Raw genomic sequence first — 19180 nt, 5'->3', positions numbered from 1 at the left:
CCGGGGCCGCGCGCGCTGTCGCGGGTCGGATGCCGGTGGTGTGCGGACGGTCCGAAACCGCGCCTGCGGCAATTGATTCAACCACGGGAGAGACTGTTTCCCGGTGGTAGCGGAACGGTGCCCAACGTCCGCGTCCAGGATCGAAGTTACGTTACGTTCTCGTGAACGCCGGTGGCCGCGCCGCTCGAACCGGCGATCCCGCACCGGATTTGGTTTCGTCCGAATGAAAGCACTGTTGCGCGCGCGCATCTCGCGATAACGATGCGTTTCGCCCACTCCGAACGCCTTGACAGCGGCGGTGCCCGCCCGCGAGCGTGAGCCGGTGACGACACGCATCGAGCACGATTCGCTCGGCGACCGCGCGGTCCCGGCCGAGGCGCTCTACGGAGTGCACACCGCACGCGCGGTGGACAATTTCCCGATCACCGGGGTGCCGATCGGCTCGCACACGGAGCTCGTCCGCGCGCTGGCGGTGGTCAAACAGGCTGCGGCGCTCGCGAATCGGGAACTGGGGCTGCTGCCCGCCGAGATCGCCGACGCCGTAGGGGCGGCCTGCACGGAGATCCGCGACGGGGCCTGGCACGACCACTTCGTCGTCGACGTCCTGCAGGGCGGAGCCGGCACCTCGACGAACATGAACGCCAACGAGGTCGTCGCGAACCGCGCCCTGGAACTGCTCGGCCTCGACCGCGGCCGGTACGACCGGATCCACCCGATCGACCACGTCAACCTCGGACAGAGCACCAATGACGTCTACCCGACGGCGATCAAGGTCGGCCTGCAGGCCGCGATGGTCGGACTGCGGTCCGGGCTCGGCGAACTCGTCGCGGCGCTGCTCGGCAAATCCGAGGAGTTCGCCGACGTCCTGAAGATGGGCCGCACCCAACTCCAGGACGCGGTGCCGATGACGCTCGGCCAGGAGTTCGGCGCCTGGGGGCTGATGCTGCGCGAGGACATCGACCGCATCACCGAATCGGCGGCGCTGATCGCCGAGGTCAACCTCGGGGGCACCGCGATCGGCACCGGCCTGAACGCGCACCCGCGCTACGCCGAGCTGGTCACCGCCCACCTGCGCGAACTCACCGGCTTCCCGATGGTCACCGCCTCCGACCTGGTGGAGGCCACCCAGGACGTCGGCGCCTTCGTCCAGCTCTCCGGCGTCCTCAAGCGGACCGCCGTCAAGATGTCCAAGATCTGCAACGACCTGCGGCTGCTCTCCTCCGGCCCGCGCGCCGGTCTCGCCGAGATCGGGCTGCCCAGCAGGCAGGCGGGGTCATCGATCATGCCGGGCAAGGTCAACCCGGTCGTGCCGGAGATGGTGAACCAGGTCGCCTACCGGGTGATCGGCAACGACCTCACCATCACGATGGCCGCCGAGAGCGGGCAGCTGCAGCTCAACGCCTTCGAACCGGTGATCGCGCACTGCCTGTTCGAATCCATCGAGATGCTCGGCCGTGCCTGCCGCATCCTCGCGGACAAGTGCATCACGGGCATCACGGCCAACACCGAGCGGTTGCGCGAGATGGTCGAGATGTCCATCGGCGTGGTGACCGCGCTCAACCCGCACCTCGGGTACCGCGCGGCCAGTGAAATCGCCGCCGAGGCGCTCGCCACCGGGCGTCCGGTCGCCGCACTGGTCCTGGAGCAGGGGCTGATGACGGAGAGCGAGCTGGCCTTCGCGCTGTCCCCGGAGAATCTGGTGCGAAGGGTCGACCGGGAGCCGGTGCTGTGAGCCGGCGCGTCCGAGCCCAGGCACCGGTGCGAACCATCGAACGCAGGCTCAGTGCTCCGGGCGCAGGTCGAGCCTGCGCAGGAGCTGGGCATTGACGGCGACGACGACGGTGGACGCGGACATGAGCAGGGCGCCGATCTCCATCGGCATGGTGATCCCCCAGTGGGCCAGGACGCCTGCGGCGAGGGGGACCGCGACGATGTTGTATCCGGCGGCCCAGGTGAGGTTCTGGATCATCTTGCGGTAGGTGGCGCGGGACAGGGTGATGACGGACAGGACCGAGCGGGGGTCGTCGCCCGCCAGGACGACGCCCGCCGAGGCGATGGCGACGTCGGTGCCCGCGCCGATGGCGATGCCGACGTCCGCGCGGGCCAGCGCGGGGGCGTCGTTGACGCCGTCGCCGACCATGGCCACGGTGCGCCCGGCGTCCTGGAGGGCCTGAACCTTCGCGCCCTTGTCCTCGGGCAGGACCCCGGCGAAGACCTCATCGATGCCGAGCTGCGCGGCGACGGCGCGGGCGACGGGTTCGGCGTCGCCGGTGATCATGGCGACGTGGATGCCGCGCCGGTGCAGATCCGCGACGGCCGTGGCGGATTCGGGCCGGACCTCGTCGGCCAGGGCGAGGGCGCCCACCAGCTGCCCGTCGCGCAGTACGTGCAGCACGGTCGAGCCCTGCCGGGCCCACTCGGCGGTGCCGGGCAGCGGGTGCAGCCGGTGTTCGGTGAGCAGGCCGGGGCCGCCGACGCCGATCGCGCGGCCCTCGACGGTAGCCGTGACTCCGATGCCGTTGCGGGCGGTGAAGGCGGTGGCGGCGGGGATCGTCAGGCCGCGAGTGGCGGCGGCGTTGCGGATGGCCTTGCCGAGGGGGTGTTCGCTGTCGGCTTCGGCGGCCGCGGCCAGTGCGACGACCTCGTCCTCGTCGATGCCGGTGGCGGTGACCGCGGTGACGGCGGGCTCGCCGCGGGTCAGCGTGCCGGTCTTGTCGAACAGCACCGCGTCGACCCCGCGCATGGCCTCCAGGGCACGGCGGTCGGTGATCAGCACCCCACCTCTGGCGGCGCGTTCGGTGGCGATGGAGACCACCAGCGGAATGGCCAGGCCGAGGGCGTGCGGGCAGGCGATGACGAGCACCGTGATGGTGCGGGTGATGGCCGACTCGGGCTCGCCGAGGAGCAGCCAGGTCGTGGCGGTCAGTGCCGCGGCCAGCGCCGCGAACCAGAACAGCCAACCCGCGGCCCGATCGGCCAGCACCTGGGCGCGCGAGGTGGAGTTCTGGGCCTCGGTCACCAGGCGCTGAATCCCGGCCAGGGCGGTGTCCGCACCCACGGCGGTGATCCGCACGCGCAGCGCGGAGTCGGTGCTCACGGTGCCCGCCACCACCCGGTCACCCCCGGTGCGCCGGACCGGCCGCGATTCGCCGGTGATCATGGACTCGTCGACATCGGCGGCGCCGGACTCGACCGTGCCGTCGGCGGGCACCCGCCCACCCGGGCGGACGATCACCAGGTCACCGGAGCGCAGCTCGCCGACCGGAACGGTCGTGACAGCGGCGCCGTCGAGGCGCTCGGCCTCGTCGGGCAGCAGCGCGGCCAGCGACTCCAGCGCGCCGGCCGCCTGCCCGAGCGAGCGCATCTCGATCCAGTGCCCGAGCAGCATGATCACGATCAGCAGCGCCAACTCCCACCAGAAGTCCAGGTGGTGGTCGAGGACCCCGATGGTGGCGCCCCACGAGGCGGCGAAGGCGACGGTGATCGCGAGCGCGATCAACAGCATCATCCCCGGCTGCCGCGACCGGATCTCGCTGAGCGCGCCGGTCAGGAACGGGCGCCCGCCCCAGAAGAACATGATCGTGCCGCCGAGCGGGGACACCAAGGACAGAGCCTCCGGCACGGTGTACCCGAGCAGGTCGGCGAACATCGTGTTCGTGGCCACCACCGGGATCGCCAGCACCAGCATCACCCAGAACAGGCGCCGGAACCGCGCGACGTGATCACCGTGCTCGCTTCCGTGATTCTTGCTGTGGTCGTGTGCTCCCGCCGGAGCGTGGTGTTCGCTGGACATACTGGGAGTATATACCCCAGGGGGGTATTTATTCCCGCGTGCTCACGCCGGGATGGTTCGACGAAGCCGGCGTTGCGGCAGTTTGTCGAACAGATGTTCTAGACTGCCCGTTGTGGTCGTGCGAGATGAGCAGGGTGGCTGGGCCGGCCTCGGTTGGTGGGCATGGACAGATCCGGAGCAGATACGGGCCCGTCTCGAAGCGGGCGCCGCCCCCGATGCCCTACTGCGTGGCGGGCTGAGACCGTTGGACATCGCCGCCGAGCGCGGGTCTGCGGAGGTGGTGGCGGAGGTGGCGTCGCGAGTGGGTGATGTGGACGCGATGGCGTGGGGCCGTACCGCATTGTGGCGCGCGGTGTATGCCGACCGGCACGACAACGTCCGCGCGTTGCTGGCTGCGGGCGCCGATCCGGCGCGACCGATGATGGCGGGCTGGTCCCCGGCCCGGCTGAGCCTGGCTGGGCCGCATCCGCTGGTCGCCGCTGCGTTGTCGGCCTCCGAACAGGCCGCGGTCGAGGAAAGGCGCCTGCTGACGACGGCACTGGGCAGACCATCGGTCGACGGGACGAGCCTGGTCTGCGTCGCGGGCATCGACGCGGCCGAGGCGGTCCGCCGGTTGGACGCCGAGGTCGTGCCTGCGGATTCGGTGACCGCGGACGACACGGCGAGCTGGCCGATGTCCGCGGACATCGAGTCGACGATGTGGGCGACCGACGTACCCGGCGGCTGCGCGATCGTCCAACCGGGGTCCTACCATGCCTCGATGCCCGGCATCTCCGCCCGCCTGTCTCGCGGCACCAAATGCTTTGGGATGTACTTCAACCCGAAGGGCGGCTGCCAGGGCAGCACCGCTCTCGACGGTTTGCTCACCGGCTCGGATATCAGTCCCGCCCTCGACCCGTCCGGCGATGATTCCGCCGAGGACGTCCTCGCCGCGTACCTGTATCAGCACGATATCCTCGCCTACTGCTGCGCCTGGGCGGGGTTGCGTCCGCGGGACGCGCGCGCCTTCGTCGGGCCACCGGACATGTGGCTCCGTGTGCCCGACGGCGACTACCGGCACCGCCCCTGATCGCTCGGCTCCGGCGCGGTCGCCGAAATGTCCGGCCAGGGTGGCGAACGCGGCTCTCAGCTGATCTGGGTCCCGGACCAGCCGAAGCTGAAACTGTGCCCCTTGGAGGTGCACGACAGCGCACCGCGTCCGCCGCCGGTGCAGGATGCCCCGCCGTTGGTCAGGGTGCCGTCGATGGCCGGACTGCCGGGCCGCCCGTGCGGGCCGAACAGGCCGAAGGTGGGGTGAGCGGGCAGGAACGGCAGATCGATGGCGAGGTCGTGGACGGTGAACCCGAACAGATTGGTACCGCCCGGGATATCGCACCCCACATCACCGTTGGACCGGATCGCGCAATTCGACCCGGAGTAACTGAAATAGACAGTGTGACCGTCGATTTCGTCGACCGGGGACGCAGAGGCGGCACCGGCTCCCGACAGCGACACGGCGGCCACGGCAGCGGAAGCGACCAGGACAGTTCGCATTCTCATGACCCGACCGTAACTCACCACGAACAACAGTGTTCGCAGATTAGAACACGTTGACAGCCTCTATGTGGTCGGGAGCGGTCGAGCGCACGGCACTGCTGGGTAGCTAGATTGCCACCCATCGGTGCGCGAGAGGGGACTCGCGCTGCTGCAGGTAGCGACCCCGCGATGGCGGGGTACACAAGCGCCCTTGAACCTAAATCGCCGAGCGGACGTCGTCAACTTGGGCATCAGCACTCCTGCCGATCTTCGCTGATCGTGGGAACTCGTTCGCGGTTCGTGGGAGCCTGCTTCGGCCACGGGTACCGCAGAATTGCAGAGCGGAATCGGCCTACTCGCCACTTGGCCGCCGTGAGGCGTGGCAAGATGCGGCCGTGACGAAAATCCAAGTCGGTGCTGGTAAGACCATGCTGCAGGGGCTCGTCAAGACCCCTGGTGTGGGCCTCTGCGAGCTAATTTGGAACGCCTTCGACGAAGACGCGAAGGTCGTCAGTATCCGAGTTGAGTCCAATGGCTTGGGCGGCGTGGACCTGATCCATGTCGAAGACGATGGCAACGGGATGAATCGTCAACAGGCAGAGCGTTCGTTCTCGAAGGTTGGAGATAGTTGGAAGGCGGTGTCGGGCACCAAGAGTGATGGAGGGCGCGCCGTGCACGGAAAGCACGGTCGTGGTCGATACGCAGCCTTCGCGCTTGGTGGCTCTGTCAACTGGGTGTCCACCAGTATGGCAGTGGAGAAGAATGAGCTGACAACGGTCGAGATCAAGGGTGACTTCAGCAGCCTTGATCATTTCGATATTGATGTGCTGCCGACTCAAAGTAGTCAAACCGGAACTAGAGTCGTAATTGGCGCCGTAACGGAAGAAGCGGCGAAAGCCTTCGATGAGAGAACTGCGATTCATCAAAGACTGCTAACGGAATTCGCTCTGCATCTCGAAAGATATCCCGACTTTCAAATTGAATTCCTGGGAGCGACAGTCGAACCTGGAGCCGTTATTGCGTCGCGAAAGAAGATCGAAGTCAATCTTCCGGAGTCTCGGATTAGCGCGAACCTGACGGTCATCGAGTGGAAGCTGCAGAACGTCGAGCGGCGTCTGTACCTCTGCAATCCGGATGGCTCCATTGTCGGCGAAATGCCTCCTAGTATTCAGGCGGTCGGAGCCGAGTTCACCGCATATCTCTCCTGGGAGGGATTTACTCACGATCAGGCTCTTCTTCTGGAAGGTGACACTGAGACGTCAGCTGGCAAAGTTGTTCAAGCGGCGCGCCTCGCTTTGAAAGAATACTTGACGGATGCAGCTAGGCGACGGGAGGCTGAAACTATTTCGCGTTGGAAAAAGGAAGGCGTTTACCCGTATAAGGCGGAGCCAAAATCGAAGGTCGAGAGGGCGACCCGCGATACTTTCAACGTAGTAGCGATGGCTGCATCTCGAACCGTAGACGAGGCGAAGACTTCATCCTCGAAGGCGCTCGCCCTCAGTCTCCTTAAGGAGACTTTCGAAAATGATCCCGAGGCACTGCTTCCCATTCTCAAGCAATTCTCCAAGCTTAACTCGTCCCGTATTGATGAGTTGCGTGAGATTCTTGAGCATACCTCGCTGACCCATCTGATCTCTATGGGCAGGGAGGTAGGCGGCAGGATCGAATTTATAAGCGGTCTTAATGCTCTGCTGTTCGACAAACTTAACAAGAAGAAGCTACTGGAACGTACACAACTGCATCGTATTCTTGCCAACGAAACATGGATTTTCGGCGAGGAGTGGTCCCTCACTGCCGATGACGAGCGGCTGCAGGAAGTATTGAAGAAGTACCTCGCCAAGTTGGGCGCCGATGTCGAACTTGCTGGAACTCGTCCTGTGCTCCGGGAAGATGGAAGTGATGGTATCCCTGACCTAGTGCTTGGCAGGCAACTTGAGACCCGAGAAAATCACTTCAAGCATCTTGTCGTCGAGTTGAAGCGGCCCAGTCACCCGTTGAACGACGACGACGTGACTCAGTTGCGAAGTTACGCGAGTGCGATCACGAACGATGAAAGGTTCGACCAGCCGAATTCCTTCTGGGAGTTCTGGCTGGTGGGGAACGAGACGAAAAATTCGGTCAATGAACAGCGAGACCAGGAACACCTGCCTTACGGAGTGGTCCAGCACAGCAAGAAATATCGCCTCATTGTTCGGACGTGGGCGGAGGTGCTTGGTGATGCTGAGTACCGGCTGAAATTCGTTCAGAGGTCTCTGCAATATGAGTCGGATCGCGATTCAGGCTTAGCCTCAATGCGCGCCAAGTATTCGAGCTATCTTCCGCCTGAGGCCCTAGATCTTGTAGCCGCGACGGCCGACACCGACGGTGTTCCGGAGGGTGACGCCGAAGGTCCCGGCTCAAGGGAAATGACGGCGTAGGCCCGAAGCCGACCGAGCAGCGTTCACGCCTCTGGCAAGCGGGAACTCAAATCGCTATATGGATCGTGGCTGGGAGCAACGCGATTCAGGGGAAGCACCTCTGCATCGCTAGGTGCAGGTAGCCGACAGACCTTCTCGGCGCCCGCCGAATCGGCGCCCGACGGAATCTGGTCTGCTTGAGTTTCCGCAAGAAGACGACGAAGGTTCCCTGATAGCGCGATGAGCTTTTCTGCCCGATGGCGCTGTCCGCGCTTCCTCGGCGCGGATTGGGAACATGATGGGCTGGCGTCCTTTCACGTACGGCGGTGCGGGATCCAGGAACTGCCGGGCAGGAGGGCGCAGACGTCCTTTCGCGAGAAGTCGGGTACGAGTGGGTGCGGCTCGCCGGCTAGCACGGCCACCGCTGCCGCGACTTCGTGGATCGTCGCGCGGACGTAGGTCAGGGTGGTGCTGTCGCGTCCGCTGGGCTCGGCGTGTGCGCCGAAGGCTCGGGCGATGGCGTAACCGAAGTGGCGTTCGACCCAAGTGAGGGTGGTGTGGCGGAGCCAGTGGGTGCTGATCTGCTGGGTTGCGGTTGCGGCCCACGGGAGGTCTTGGCGGATGCGGTTCCAGATATGGTCGTGACGGCGGCGCGTGATGGCTCGTCCGTTGCGGTAGCGCAGGAGTTGGTCGTACTCGTCGCCGCATCTGCTTATCTGCGCCGCAAGCATGGTCATGAGCGTGGGGGAGACCGGTTGCCAGTGCAGGGTTCCGCCTTTGCCGTGCAGCCGGATCATGGATTCTGCGGGGTCGAGGTCGCAGGGGCGGATGGCGAGGGCGCTGCTGGTGCGGCAGGCGGTTTCGAGGTGCAGGCGCAGGATGAGGATGTCGAGTTCCTGATCGTCGCTGCCGGTGTTGGTGGCGGCGTCGAAGACCTGCTCGAGTTGGGTGGAGGACAGCGCGCGGCGGGTGCTGGGCAGGCGGCGTGGTTTGGTCAGGTGCACCGACGGGTCGCGGTGCGGGGAGACATGGCCGTCGTTGACGGCGAATCGGTAGAGGCAGCGCAGTGCGCTGACCATGTTCTCCGCGGCGGAGCGGCCGTCGCGGGAGTTGCGGCGGGCGAGCGCGGTCTGGCGAGTGGCCTCGACCAGGGTTTGCAGTTCCAGGACCGATGGTTCGTTCAGGCGCCGGTCGGGCCAGGTGGTGGTGAGACGTTGCCAGTACGACAGGTAGGTGCGCCGGGTGCCAGGGGTGACCGCTTGGGCTATTCGCGGTATGTAGTCGGCGAAGGTCGGGACGTCGAGATCGGTCTTCGAGTGGTTGAGCAGGTCGGCGGGATCGACGCCCATTCGTTCGAGCAGGGCTCGGGCCATGTCGAGGTCGTGGGGGGTCATAGCGGCTGCTGTGCGTCCGGAATTGCTGGGTGCAGCGCTTCGTAGGCCAGCTGCGCTGAGACTATTGCGACGAGGTGCGCGCCGGGTACGGCGAGGAGCAGCACGCTGTCGTCCGGTGCCATGCCGGCCGAGATCCGGACGCCTGCGGGAAGATGCACGTGTCCGGGCCTTCGGATCACGGCGTGGTGGGGCCGAGTACCGGCGGGTTGCAGAGCGATGATGTGGCGGCCGACCGTGAAGCGGACACCGTCTCCGACGGCCCATCCCAGTTCGCGGAAGATGCGGGTGCCGCTGACCCGGCCTCCGTCGGTGAGCACCGACGTCGTCAGCAACACGGTGTGCTGCCGGTCGGGTTGCGCGGGGACGGCGCGTTCGTGAATCGACACGGACAACTCATTTCTGACCGGTCCGCGGATTCTCCTTCCTCATCTTAGAACGCGTTGCGGATACCCGGCCCGCCCTGCGAGTTCTCGTGGCGGATCGACCGATCGAACTCGGGGACTCTGGCGAAGGATGCTACTTCGCTGTTCCGTGGGCGACTCCCGCGAAGAAGGACATCTCGCTGTCGCGGGACGCGGGTGGCTCGATTCGTCTGGTCCGCCGCCCCGGTGGACTGATAACCAGCGGTTCTCTGTTGTTCACCTATTGGCGGTTTCCGATCGAGGGTGTCCGGTTCCGCTCCCGCGTCCGGTGGGGGATGAGTTCGGTCGGGACCAACAGGGCGCACGCGAGGGTCATCGCGGTGTAGCCGGTGCCGAAATGTTCCAGGTCCGGAGCGATGACGGTATCGGCTCGCGTGCGAGCGGCAGTGGTGATGATGTAGGTGATGGGCATGTAGGTGTCGTGATCGATGGTGACGATCAGGGCCAGTCGCAGCGCCGATGCGCGAGCAAGGTCGTCGATGATCGCGCGGTGCGCGGACGCCTCACCGGACAGGGCGAGATTTATCACACCAATTGCTATGTTGCACAATGGATTTACCTCATCTCCGGAGCGGTTCGCTGTCTTGTCGCTCTTGCGTCGGAACAGTGAGCGCGGCGCGAGGACGGGCCGACGACGGCAAGGACTGCCGTTCGGGCTCTGCGGACTCTTGTGGGTTCATCGTTCGTCCGGTCCTTCGGGCTCGGAGGGGAGCACTCTAAGCAGCGGCGATTGCATGCGCGAATTGCCTTGATGACTTCTTCTGATGATGGACAGAAGGGGGCCTTCGGAGGGCTGATCCAGGCTCGGAAATTGCCGGGGCTCTGCCCTGGAGTGGGAAGTTCGATCAGCCTTCCCGAGCGGATTATCCCAACCTGGAGCCGCGCCATTTCGGCAGGTAACCAGATATCCGCGGGGAGATCGGCGCGAGTGATGAAGGTCCATCGATTCGCGCGCGGCTGAGTGATGATCGGTCCAAGGCGAAAGCCCTGTTCTTGCAGATGGATAGTCACCGTCAGGGCCAGAAGCGAGCGCACGATCAAGCCATGAAAACGGTGCGCTGGTAGTACGATGCGATTGATGTGTGGTGGGTGAACAATCGCTGGTAGGCCACCGGATCGGTTGTAACTCTCACAGAGTGAGTACGGGCTCCATCGGCTGTGCTTCACGGTCAATGGAGTTCCCTTCGGATTGTATATTGGGTGCATCCGGAACCGGTGCGGTATCGCCATCCACAGCAGTTCGCCGTGATCGCCGTGGATGTGCCCTCCGCCGGGTGGGCAGTGGAGTGGGGTCGGAAGGCTTTCCCGGTTCCGGATGCATCACCAGGTTGCCGATGTGGCGGGGCCGGTGGAAGGCAACCAGGACGCAAATTTCAGCAATCGGCAGCAATCGCCGGGGGATGCGGAGGGAGTGCGATGACCAGCGGGGAGATCGTCATGTGGACCGGGGCCGAGGTGAAAGCCCTGCGTGCGGCGGTTCGGCTGACCCAAGTCGCACTGGCCGAGAAGCTGAAATGTAGTCAGCGTGCGGTGAGCTTCTGGGAGAGCCGGCCCCTCGTCCAGGTCAGCGCAGCACATCAGGCAGGACTGGACAGAGTGCTGGCCGACGCGGACCATAGGGCACAAGATCGGTTTAAGAAGTTGATCGGAGACGATGTGGACCGGCGTAAATTCCTTGCCTCGACAGGCGTAGTCGTCGGTGCCTCGATGGTCGCCGGCTGGGATACGCCGACCGTCACTCCGGAAGCTATCGGGCAGCTGCGGAATACAATTCATTCGGCGATGTTGCTCGATGATCAGCTCGGCTCGGCTGCGGCGCAGCCGATCATCGAGGCGCAAGCGCAAACGTGTGCGACCTTGTTGCGGGATTGCCCGGTTCGTTTGCGAACCGAACTACAGTCGCTCACCGGTGAGGCGACGGCGAGTAATGCATGGGCGGCCTGGGATCAAGGGAATTACCGAGTCTCGGATCAATTGTTCGTGGATGCTTTCTCCCATGCGACCGAGGCCGGTGACGAGAATGTTTCGGCCGGCCTTTTGTGTCATCGGACTCAGCTCGCGATCTGGACCAATAACTATCAGTCCGCTGCTGACCTCGCCGACGCTACTCTGCGCCTTCCTGTCAACGATTCGAGAATGGCTGACTATGTGAAACTCCAAGCTGCTCAGGCGTACGCCTATTCAGGGCGGCCGCGGGAAGCGTGGGGATTGCTGGACAGGATCTCGGGCGATCACGCCGAGCCGACGACTCCGGACAAGTCCTACGCGTACTACATGAGCGAATGGTTGACCGGCTTGTTGACCAGCAAGAGTCTGGAGATGGCCGGGGAAACCCGCCGCGCTGTGGAGGTCATGGAGGCGACGGTGGATCGCGTCCCGGCCACGGACGTGCGGGATCGGGCGCTGGCATTGCTGCACCTTGCGAAGCTGACCGCACCGACGGATCTGGACCGGGCGTGCCGCGCCGCCGCTCATGCGCTGGAGCTTTCCAGGATCAACACCTCGCCCCGGCTACGTGAGGTCTACCGGGCCACCCGAGCGGGCCTGACGCGGTGGACAGGATCGGAGCCGGTGCGCCAGCTCGATGAAGTTGCTGCTCAGGTCAGGCTGTAAAAGTCGCGGGGCCGGTGGCTGTCACCGGCTTAGGGTCGCTGACCGGATCCGGGTAAGGGCGGCCCGGCATTCGGTGGCGAGGTCGTGCATCCCCGCCCGTACGGTCGAGCGGATCGCTCGCTGGACCTGGTGCGGTAGCCGGTGTTGCTCGGCGGACAGTACAGCGTCTCTGAATAGCGACGCGGCGGTATCGGGTTCGCCGGTCATTGCCATGACTTCGCCGCTGGTGATCTGCTCGATGATTCGCCACTGCGGTGCGGCCGGGACTCCTGGCGGGTCGCCGAGTCGCCGAGTGGCGTCCGGCAGTCTGCCCAGGTCGAGCAGTCCGCGGATCTCGACCTCTCGCAGCGCGAACGGTTGGAAGAGCAGGCCACGCGCGGAGTTGGTGTCCAACAGCTCGCGGTACTCGACCAGAGCGTCGGTGAAGGTGGCGGCATCGCCGAACTCGGCGGCGGCCCGGCAGAGGAACGCCAATGAACCGCCCCGCTCCTCTGCTCCGGTGGACAGCTCGAGCGACTGTCGGAGCCGGGCCACTGCTGCTGCGGTGTGACCGGCTTTACGTAGCTCGTTGCCGTGCATCCGTAGCGCGTGGGCGTGCAGGGCCTGGTCGTTCAGCTTTCCGGTGACCGCCACCGCTTGCCCGGTCCAGTTCGCCGCCGCCGGGAGCTGTTCTTCGGGCAGTACCGTTCCCAGCGACACCCCGAGTGCGATCCGCGCCCGGGCCAGTAGCACTACGGTGTCGCGTTCGAGATGTCCTTCGGCGGCGCGTGCCTCCAGCCGTGCCAGCAACGGCCATAGTTCGTTGACGGCCTCGACGGCGCGCCCGGATTGGCGCGCGATCTCGGCCAGGCGCACGGTGCTGTCCCCGAATTGCAGCATCGCCCGATATTCGGCGTCGCCGGTTCCTGTCACGCCGAGGACGTGGGCCGGGAGTGCGAGGCGGGTGGCGATGTGTTGGCGGCTGGCGACATCGGTAATCGCGCGTTTGCCGGTCTCGATCATCGACACATACGACTTGTCGTAGCCGAGAACTTCGGCGAGAGCGGCCTGGCTCAGGCCGTTGATGCGCCGATAGGCGCGCAGGATGGTCGGGAGATCGCGGGTGGCGAGTGCGGTAGCGGCCTCGGGCGCGGTCCACAGCCAGACCGCCGACGCGACGGGAGCCGTGGGAGCGACCTCGGTTTCACCCGCGCCGCCGGTGCTCGCCGCGCAGGTCGGGCACAGCGATGCGGCAGCGTAGCGGCCGGTCGTGACGTCGCACGCCTGGCAACGGAGGTCCCCCACCCCGTGCTCCCGTTTCAGGCGATCTCGGCGGAGCGCAGTTGCGCGAACCAGGTCATGATCGAGCGTTTGTAGCCGTCCGGCATCGGGAGGCCGGCGATGTCGTCCTCGCCGAACAAGCCGACCTCTTTGTGCTCGTGGGAGAGCACGGGGTCGGCGGCGGTGTCGGGGTAGCAGCCGTAGGTGACGATGAAGACGTTCTTCTCGGCTTCGTCGATGTAGTACATCCAGGAGTCGAGGATCGGGCCGGTTGTCACCGGCCACTGGGTCTCTTCGCTGATCTCGCGAGCTACGCACTCCTCGGGCGTTTCGTTGGGCTCGATCCGTCCGCCCGGCAGTTCCCATTCCTCGCGTTCGTTCTTCAACAGCAGGACCTGGCCGTCGCGGACGACCACGCCCTTGATCGACACCGAGTACAGGTGCGGAACGTAACCGGAACCAGTCATAGCGGCGACGCTACAGCCTCGGCGCCCGGCAGCGCGGTGACGATCTGTCACCCCTCTCGGCGTGACGATTCGTCAGTGGACACCTCGGGAATCGGAACGCACGGTGATTCCATGTTTGTTGACCTGCAACAGGATTGGGCCACCAGAGTCGCTACCGACCTCGTGGCCCGCGGCATCGCTCGCTTCGACCGGGTATACAGCCGGGAGCAATTCGTGACGCTCGGGGCGTCACTGGGACAGATCGTGCCGCACCGCGACAGCGAGAGCGACGGCGTGACCGCACTCGCGCATCAGGTCGACATGGAGCATCGGGCCGGTTTCGCGGGATTCGGAACCGCGGCGCTGGCGCCCCATACCGACCGTTCCGGCGTTGCCGACCCTCCTGCTCTGCTCCTGGTGGTCTGCGCTCGCAAGAGCACCACGGGCGGTGAATGTGTCGTTATCGACGGCTGCGAGGTCTACGCCGACCTGCTGATGAACAATCCCGCCGCCGCGGACGCTTTCCTGCGCTCGCGCACCGTCCTGTTCGGTGGCGCAGCCGGCTATCTGGGGTCGGTCTTCGAACACGCGCCCGGCGGACGCATCCGCATCCGATACCGTGCCGATAGCCTCGCCGATTTCGCACCCGCCCTCATCCCGTGGCTGCCCCTGCTGCGCGAGGCGATCCAACGGCACACGACATGCTTCGCCCTGGAACCCGGGCAAGGCTACGCGCTGCACAACCACCGCTGGTTGCATGGACGCAGTGCCTTTACCGGCGACCGTCTCTTCTACCGCCTCAGCCTGAGCCCGCACCCGGAATTCGAGATTCCTGCCGGTTTCTCTATCCCCGGTACCTCCTACCAGTCGAGTCCGGGGCTGGTCTCGGGTGCTGGAGCGGTGTCGGGGTAGGGGCTGAATTCGTCGCTGTCATAGGGCTGGGGGTCGTAGGCGGTGAGGTCGCCGGGGACGGCGGCATCGATGGCGTCGGCGATGGCCATTCCCGTCGGGTCCGGTTCCGGCTGTGGGGCTTGGTCGGGTTCGGAGCCCAGGGTGATGTTGGTCGACGGAATGTCGACGAGGTCTATCTCCAGGCGTGCCCAGAGGGCGGCGGCGGGCATCTCGTCGGGTAGTGGTCGTGCCCGGCCGGCCTGGGTGAGGTGGTGTTCGAGGTCGTGTCCGGCTCTGGCGGCGGTGTCGAGGCGGGCGGCGATGAGCGGCCAGGTGGGGTCGGTGCTGATGCGGGGGTCGATCCGGTCGACGGTGGGAGCCCACCGGTGCTGCGGTGAGTGAGTGTCGTCGCTGGTTTCGATGATGCGGCGGTCGAGTTTCTGTTGGTAGTCGCGTTCTGCGGCGGTGGGTCGGGCGGGGCCGGTGGGGCGGTGATCGGTGTCGGGGATGTGGAGTCCGGCTCGCCAGATCGCGAGGTCGGCGAGCAGGTCGGGGTCGGTGCCGAGTAACGGTCGCGCCCATTCGGGGGCAGTGGCTGAGGTCCACGTGCGTGTGGTGTCGGCGATCTGGCGGGCGAGTACGGCCACGATCCGTTCCCGTGCCTGCACGGGTGCTGTGAGGTCGGGGCCGCTTGCGGTGGCTGCGGCAGGGAGTCCGGGTGTCCAGGGCAGGGGACCGAGGCCGGTGGCGTGGCGGCCGGTGGGGTCGAGTCGCCAGTCGAGCACCGCGGCGGGGTCGTCGGCGGTGTCGAGCTCGCGGGCGGTGACGGCGGTGCGTAGCTCGGTCATGGGGTCGGCTCCGGTGAGGGCGAGCATGGCGAGGTGCTGGCGCAGGACCGGGTAGGCGGGGCTGTCGGTCAATCCCGGTACGAGGCGGTCGGCGGTGCGGTCGATGGCTTCGAGTTGCCCTGTGCCGAGGCCGTTTTCGGCGGTGAGTCCGAGGGTGTCGAGGTAGGTGTCGACGGCGTGGCCGATGCGGCGGGCGGGGTCGAGTGCGTCGCGGAGTTCGGTGTGGGCGGAGGGGTGGGTGCCGTCGCGGGCGAGGATGTGGTGCAGGTGCTCGACGGCGGTGCGAGGGTAGTGGCCGGGCAGGGTGTAGATGTCGCCTTCGGCGCCGTCGAGGGCGGTGGCGATGTAGGCGTGGTTGGCGTGGCGGCCGCGGGTCATGGCGACGTAGAGCTGCTGGCGGGACTCGCGGCCGGACAGCGCGACGTGGCAGGTGTCGGTGGTGATGCCCTGGGCGGAATCGATCGTGGTGGCATAGCCGAGGTTCAGGTGTTCGCGCACGTACTCGCCCGGCAGGCGCACGAGGGTGGAGGTGTCGCGGCCGTGCACACGCCGGGCGAGGGTCACGCCGTTGTCGGGGTGGACTTCGCAGACTGTCCAGGTGTAGCCGTTGCGCACCCAGTCGTGCTCGCCGAGGCGAAGGCGGGGGTCGTTGCGGCGGGTGCGCACGGTGTCGCCGGCCGAAGCGATCGAGCCGTCACCGAGGATCACGGACGGCTGTGACACTGCCCCGGTGGGCGAGCTGGTTGCCGCGATGCGGTCGGTGCGGGCGCGCAGGTTGAGCACGGCGGCGATGTCGTGGGTGGGGGCGAGCATGACCGCGTCGTGACCGGCGGCGATGTCGGCGGCCCAGGCGCGGTAGGTGTCGTCGTAGACGGTGCCGAGGTGCCCTGCGTGGATACGGCCGTTGTCGAGGTACCAGGCCAGTGCGGTGGGATCGCCCTCGCGCAGCCGCTTGGAGGCGAGTGCTTCCCCGCGGCTGGCGAAGCGCACGACATCGCTGAGGGTCTCGGCTTGCCGGGGTGAGGCGTGGGCCATGTTGGCTTCTACGCCTCCGGCGTCGATCGCGGACAGTTGGCGGTCGTCTCCGATGCAGCGGACGGTGGCACCGCGTCCGGTCAGGTAGCGCAGCATCCGCAGGCGTTTCGCGGTGGGGACGGTGATGTGTTCATCGACCATCACCAGCGTGGTGGTGTCGATGTCGAGCACCCATTGCGGCAGATTCGGCGGGATGCCCGCGGTTGCGACGGCGGCCGGTTGGTGGCGGTCCAGGACGTGCAGGAGCTTGTCGACGGTCTCTGCGCGGGCATCGATCGCCTCACCCAGCTCGGATGCGGCGGCGGCCGTGGGCGCCAGCCCCAGCACCGTCCCGCCCTCGTCTGTCCAGGCATTGGCGAGGACTCGCATGGCGGTGGTCTTGCCGGTTCCGGCGGGAGCGTTGGCGCTGTGCACGCGCATCCCTGCCGTGGCGAAGGACTCGATGACCCGGACCTGACCGGTGTTGAGGGTCTGGTTCGGATGCGCGGTGTTGTAGTCGGCGACGGCGCGAGCGACCGTGGCGGGTTCGAGGACGGCGCCGCCGGGCTCGACGGCGAGCGCGATCAGCTCGGCTTCGGCGGCCAGGGTGGATTCGGTGGTGTAGATCTGGGCGTTCGCGCGGGTGTGCACGGGGGTGCCGTCGCGGCGGCGGAGCCAGGTCGGGACCGCGCGGAGGTCGGGTTCGGCGGCGATGTCGGGGTCGCCGCGCGCGACGGCCGAAGACGGCGACAGCGCTCGGTTGAGTACTGCATTCGCGACCTGCGTCCAGTGTTCCGGGGCGACGGTGCCGCGTAGCTGGCGTTCGATCTCGGCGCGCAGGTTGAACGCCCGCCAGGTAGCCCGCTTACCCGACACCGCCGCGAGCGCTTGATCGGCGAGGTGGGTGATGAACGCGTGATCCGGTGCCGGACGCCGCGCGGGCGACGCTGAGAGTGCGCGTGTCATGACCGCATCCACCCCGGCGGGTCCGCCCAGTAGTTCCTCGGCCTGGGCTCGCCAGGTCGCGCGCTGTTCGGATCGTGAGGTCGGGGCGTGCTTGCCGGGCCGGGTTTCCAGCGTCGCGCGCTGGGCCAGTTTGTGCACCTCGTCGGGGGTTGGTTCGCGGCCGAAGGTGGTCTGCCAGGCGGCGGTCAGGGTGTCGAGGCGGTCGGTGATGGCGGTCCCGCGCCGCGACCACCGCGCGATCAGCGGCAGCGGGACGCCGACGAGTTCGCGAACCCGGACGCGGGCGGGGTCGCGGTCGGGCCGGGTGTAGAACTGCGCGCCGATCGCGGTTTCCAGGTGGTGTTCGAGGCGGGTGTCGTAGATTTCCGACACCGTGACGACGGCTTGGTGGATGACCGTGCCGTCGATGGTGCGCCACTTGCCGTCGTGGGTGCGGACGCGGTTGGCGATCAGGACGTGGGTGTGCAGGTCGGGGTCTCCGGCTCGGGAGTCGCGGTGGTCGAAGCCGGCGGTGATGCTGCCTTGCACGTCGACCTGTCGGACGCCGTTGCGGCCGAGCCGGGTGAACAGCGCGTTGTCCTCCAGCCAGCGCAGAGCGTCGGCGACTGCCGCACGGTGGGCGGTCTCGATCTGCTCGGCGAGTTCCGGGGTGGCGATCGCCCATAAGGCGGAGACGGATTTGACCGGGCTGAAGGTGAAGTCGAATCCCGCCACGGCGGTGCGGTCGGGGCGGGAGTTCTTCGCTACCCACCCCGACAGCTCGCGCGGGTCCAGCGGGGCGCGCCCGTACTCCGCGGTGAACATCTCGGTCGCGACCGTGGTGCGAATCCGTGCGCGGACCTCGTCGGGAATGTGGGCGGTGACGCACTCCCCGCGTTCGGTGTTGTGCTCCCGGTACGCCTGCGCGACCACGGCGCGGTAGCCGGATTTCGAGGTGTAGACCGCGTACCGGTTGCCGAGGTCGGTGGCCTTCTCCGCGAGTTCGGCAGCGCGGGCGGGTGGCAGGCCGGCCGCGCGGTGCTCGGCGGCGGCGCGTTCGCGGATGCGTTCGGCGTCGGGGTGGATTCCGGTCCCGAACAGGTTGCGCATCTGGTCCTCGGTGACTTCCGTTCCCTCGATCAGGCCGAGGGCCGATAGCCCGGTGCCGTGCCAGGTTCCGGGGGCTTCGCCGTGGTCGTTGTAGTACTCCGACAGCGTGGTCCGCCCGCGCGCCGTGGTGTCGTTGGCGGCGGTGTTGCGCAGGTAGTACTCGTAGCCGTTGCCTGCGGCGACCTTGTGCATGGTCGCGACCATGCTTCCATGAAGCGCCTACTACACTTCGTAATTCAAGTGCGTAACTCTTGAACATAGCGTGAGCAGGCACAATTCGGGGCCCGAACGCACCCGAGATGCAAGATGTCTGCTTGTGAGGGTGTAGTGCTATGGGGGTGGGGGGTATGTGGCGGGGGGTGAGAGTGGCTGTGGGCCACCCCAGGGTGGTATAGACCTAGCACAAATAGTGCGGTAAAAAAAAAAAAAAAAACAAACCCCACCCCAACACAAAAAAAAAAACACACAACACACACACACAACACACAAAAAAAAAAACAAAAAAAAAAACCCCCACACACCCAAAAAAACCA

13 protein-coding genes are annotated in these 19180 nt (G+C 66.4%); 5 read left to right on the top strand and 8 right to left on the bottom strand.

Annotated elements, in window-relative coordinates; translation table 11 throughout:
* Positions 1 to 322 precede the first annotated feature (322 nt).
* Complete coding sequence (locus ACFUUZ_RS04775) at positions 323 to 1732, top strand: aspartate ammonia-lyase (protein WP_378692554.1); 1410 nt, start codon at positions 323 to 325, stop codon at positions 1730 to 1732.
* Positions 1733 to 1780: 48 nt separating this feature from the next.
* Here the strand turns inward: ACFUUZ_RS04775 and ACFUUZ_RS04770 are convergent, their stop codons facing one another.
* The gene (locus tag ACFUUZ_RS04770) at positions 1781 to 3793 is read right to left on the bottom strand and encodes a heavy metal translocating P-type ATPase (RefSeq protein WP_378692552.1); all 2013 of its coding nucleotides are present in this window, start codon (positions 3791 to 3793) and stop codon (positions 1781 to 1783) included.
* A 244-nt stretch (positions 3794 to 4037) separates the two neighbouring features.
* Between ACFUUZ_RS04770 and ACFUUZ_RS04765 the strand changes: the two genes are divergently transcribed.
* Positions 4038 to 4862: a hypothetical protein gene (locus ACFUUZ_RS04765; protein WP_378692550.1), complete on the top strand. Its 825-nt coding sequence runs from the start codon at positions 4038 to 4040 to the stop codon at positions 4860 to 4862.
* A 56-nt stretch (positions 4863 to 4918) separates the two neighbouring features.
* On the opposite strand, the gene ACFUUZ_RS04760 is transcribed toward ACFUUZ_RS04765, so the two are convergent.
* A complete protein-coding gene (locus tag ACFUUZ_RS04760; RefSeq protein ID WP_378692548.1) occupies positions 4919 to 5332 on the bottom strand; it encodes a hypothetical protein in 414 nt (137 codons plus the stop codon).
* A 371-nt stretch (positions 5333 to 5703) separates the two neighbouring features.
* Between ACFUUZ_RS04760 and ACFUUZ_RS04755 the strand changes: the two genes are divergently transcribed.
* Complete coding sequence (locus tag ACFUUZ_RS04755) at positions 5704 to 7725, top strand: ATP-binding protein (protein ID WP_378692547.1); 2022 nt, start codon at positions 5704 to 5706, stop codon at positions 7723 to 7725.
* A 293-nt stretch (positions 7726 to 8018) separates the two neighbouring features.
* On the opposite strand, the gene ACFUUZ_RS04750 is transcribed toward ACFUUZ_RS04755, so the two are convergent.
* From ACFUUZ_RS04750 to ACFUUZ_RS04740, 3 genes are all read right to left on the bottom strand, one after another.
* On the bottom strand, positions 8019 to 9098 hold the full coding sequence (locus ACFUUZ_RS04750) for a tyrosine-type recombinase/integrase (protein WP_378692545.1): 1080 nt from the start codon (positions 9096 to 9098) through the stop codon (positions 8019 to 8021).
* On the bottom strand, positions 9095 to 9484 hold the full coding sequence (locus ACFUUZ_RS04745; RefSeq protein ID WP_378692543.1) for a hypothetical protein: 390 nt from the start codon (positions 9482 to 9484) through the stop codon (positions 9095 to 9097). The genes ACFUUZ_RS04750 and ACFUUZ_RS04745 overlap by 4 nt, the downstream gene beginning before the upstream one ends.
* A gap of 256 nt (positions 9485 to 9740) precedes the next feature.
* On the bottom strand, positions 9741 to 10049 hold the full coding sequence (locus ACFUUZ_RS04740; RefSeq protein ID WP_378692541.1) for a hypothetical protein: 309 nt from the start codon (positions 10047 to 10049) through the stop codon (positions 9741 to 9743).
* Between the two features lie 887 nt (positions 10050 to 10936).
* On the opposite strand from ACFUUZ_RS04740, the gene ACFUUZ_RS04735 reads away from it, so the two are divergent.
* Positions 10937 to 12133, top strand: a complete 1197-nt coding sequence (locus ACFUUZ_RS04735) for a hypothetical protein (protein WP_378692539.1) — start codon at positions 10937 to 10939, stop codon at positions 12131 to 12133.
* A 21-nt stretch (positions 12134 to 12154) separates the two neighbouring features.
* On the opposite strand, the gene ACFUUZ_RS04730 is transcribed toward ACFUUZ_RS04735, so the two are convergent.
* Both ACFUUZ_RS04730 and ACFUUZ_RS04725 read right to left on the bottom strand, forming a co-directional pair.
* On the bottom strand, positions 12155 to 13417 hold the full coding sequence (locus tag ACFUUZ_RS04730; protein WP_378692538.1) for a helix-turn-helix transcriptional regulator: 1263 nt from the start codon (positions 13415 to 13417) through the stop codon (positions 12155 to 12157).
* A gap of 14 nt (positions 13418 to 13431) precedes the next feature.
* On the bottom strand, positions 13432 to 13860 hold the full coding sequence (locus ACFUUZ_RS04725) for an NUDIX domain-containing protein (protein ID WP_378692536.1): 429 nt from the start codon (positions 13858 to 13860) through the stop codon (positions 13432 to 13434).
* 111 nt (positions 13861 to 13971) lie between these two features.
* On the opposite strand from ACFUUZ_RS04725, the gene ACFUUZ_RS04720 reads away from it, so the two are divergent.
* A complete protein-coding gene (locus ACFUUZ_RS04720; protein ID WP_378692534.1) occupies positions 13972 to 14751 on the top strand; it encodes a TauD/TfdA family dioxygenase in 780 nt (259 codons plus the stop codon).
* Here the strand turns inward: ACFUUZ_RS04720 and mobF are convergent.
* Positions 14700 to 18851, bottom strand: coding sequence for a MobF family relaxase (mobF, locus tag ACFUUZ_RS04715; protein ID WP_378692532.1), 4152 nt, complete (start codon positions 18849 to 18851; stop codon positions 14700 to 14702). The two genes, ACFUUZ_RS04720 and mobF, sit on opposite strands and share 52 nt — an antisense overlap.
* Positions 18852 to 19180 lie beyond the last annotated feature (329 nt).

The sequence above is a fragment of the Nocardia sp. NPDC057353 genome, from assembly GCF_042667085.1.
Taxonomy (GTDB): domain Bacteria; phylum Actinomycetota; class Actinomycetes; order Mycobacteriales; family Mycobacteriaceae; genus Nocardia.
This window is presented reverse-complemented; position numbering and strand designations above follow the sequence as displayed.

Bases quoted from the DNA above. Each gene is read 5' to 3' on its own strand.
- mobF (WP_378692532.1), bottom strand. From the start codon at position 18,851: ATGGTCGCGACCATGCACAAGGTCGCCGCAGGCAACGGCTACGAGTAC.
- ACFUUZ_RS04725 (WP_378692536.1), bottom strand. From the start codon at position 13,860: ATGACTGGTTCCGGTTACGTTCCGCACCTGTACTCGGTGTCGATCAAG.
- ACFUUZ_RS04720 (WP_378692534.1), top strand. From the start codon at position 13,972: ATGTTTGTTGACCTGCAACAGGATTGGGCCACCAGAGTCGCTACCGAC.
- ACFUUZ_RS04750 (WP_378692545.1), bottom strand. From the start codon at position 9,098: ATGACCCCCCACGACCTCGACATGGCCCGAGCCCTGCTCGAACGAATG.
- ACFUUZ_RS04770 (WP_378692552.1), bottom strand. From the start codon at position 3,793: ATGTCCAGCGAACACCACGCTCCGGCGGGAGCACACGACCACAGCAAG.
- ACFUUZ_RS04760 (WP_378692548.1), bottom strand. From the start codon at position 5,332: ATGAGAATGCGAACTGTCCTGGTCGCTTCCGCTGCCGTGGCCGCCGTG.
- ACFUUZ_RS04735 (WP_378692539.1), top strand. From the start codon at position 10,937: ATGACCAGCGGGGAGATCGTCATGTGGACCGGGGCCGAGGTGAAAGCC.